The organism is Mycobacterium sp. NGS27 (assembly GCF_059813005.1).
This window is the reverse complement of record NZ_JCALDT010000022.1, coordinates 1-1,367: the sequence shown is the minus strand read 5'-3', so window position 1 is coordinate 1,367 and position 1,367 is coordinate 1. Positions and strand designations below refer to the sequence as shown.

Sequence of the window (1,367 nt, the reverse complement as noted above, 5' to 3'; positions counted from 1 at the left end):
TCTACTGACTCAAACTATTTGGCAGGGTCGCGGCTTGTGGATAAATGCCGCCCAGGCTGAGAGGTTGAGGACATGGTTCGGTCGCGACGTACGAAGATTCCCGCAGAGGAGAAGACCCGACTGGTGTTGGCGGTTCTGGCCAATGAGATGACGTGTGCCGAAGCTGCTCGTCGCTGCGGGGTGAGCGCGGTGACGATGACGAAATGGAAGCATCAGTTCCTCGAGGCGGGTGCTGATCGGCTCAAAGAGGTTCCTGGCGGGCCGGCGGGCAGGTCAGGAACTCCCGAGCAGCGTCGGTTGCGGAGGGAAAACGAGCAGCTCAAGCTGGCGTTGGCCGAGGCCACGGTCCAGCTGCGGATCTGGCAACGCGGAGCTGCCTTCGCTGATCAAGTCCCTTCGCAGACCTCGAAGCCCTAAGAGCGGCAGCGGGGCTGCCGGTTTCGAGGTTCGCCCCACTGGCCGGTATTCCCGAACGCACGTATCGGCGCCGGCTGGCGCGACTGCGTTATGGCGCACCACCTAAGGGGCCGTGGCCAGCACCCACTGTCGATCGCATCGAGGCACTGGCCGCCAAGTACGCCGAAACCTGGCCGGCCTGGGGCTACCGCAAGATCGCGGCCCTGATGCGTGCTGACGGTCACGACGTGACCAACTCCTCGGTGCAACGCGCCCTGCGGCGACGAGATCTGCTGTTGCCACAGGGCTTTCGAGCCGACCGGAAATCGTGGGCGGTACTGCGTCGTCACGTTTTCCGCGACCCGCCGACCGAACGCAACCGAGTGTGGCAGACCGACTTCTCCGAATTCGAAACCGCCTGCGGCGGCATCTGGAGGATCAGCGCGGTCATCGACTACGTGAGCAAGTACTGCCTGGCCATCACCGTGTCTCCCACCGGCCGCGGTATCGATGCCGTGCGCTGCCTGCAGCTGGCCATCGAGGAGGCCCAACGCGTCCTGGGCCTGACCGATCTGCGCGCTGACCGGGGTCTGATGGACATCCTCGACGCCAACAACACGGTCATCGGCCAAGCCCCCGCACCGATCGCGTTGGTCTCCGACAACGGACCGTGCTACCGCGGCAAGACTTTCCAAGCACGGTTCGCCGGAGACGATCCCCTGCTGCGACACGTCCGGACCCGAATCAAATCACCACAAACCAACGGCGTCATCGAACGCTTCTTCGGCACTCTGAAATACGAGCACCTCTTCCGCGGCTACATCGGCGACGGCGACGCCCTCGACATGGAAGCTCACCGCTTCCGCACCATCTACAACACCGTCCGACCACACCAAGCCCTCAACGATCGAACCCCACGTCAGGCCTACCTAAAAACCGCACAAACCCTGCCAAATTCTTGACTCAAGACA

The 1,367-nt window shown here is 63.2% G+C and carries 2 protein-coding genes; both read left to right on the top strand.

From position 1 onward, the window contains the following. Positions 1-72: 72 nt before the first annotated feature. Positions 73-417 carry a transposase gene (locus tag AC5Y30_RS25380; RefSeq protein WP_499922045.1) on the top strand — a complete coding sequence of 115 codons (345 nt, stop codon included), beginning with the start codon at positions 73-75 and terminating at the stop codon, positions 415-417. Positions 418-623: 206 nt separating this feature from the next. Then, the gene (locus AC5Y30_RS25375) at positions 624-1,358 is read left to right on the top strand and encodes a transposase (RefSeq protein WP_499922043.1); all 735 of its coding nucleotides are present in this window, start codon (positions 624-626) and stop codon (positions 1,356-1,358) included. Positions 1,359-1,367: the final 9 nt, after the last annotated feature.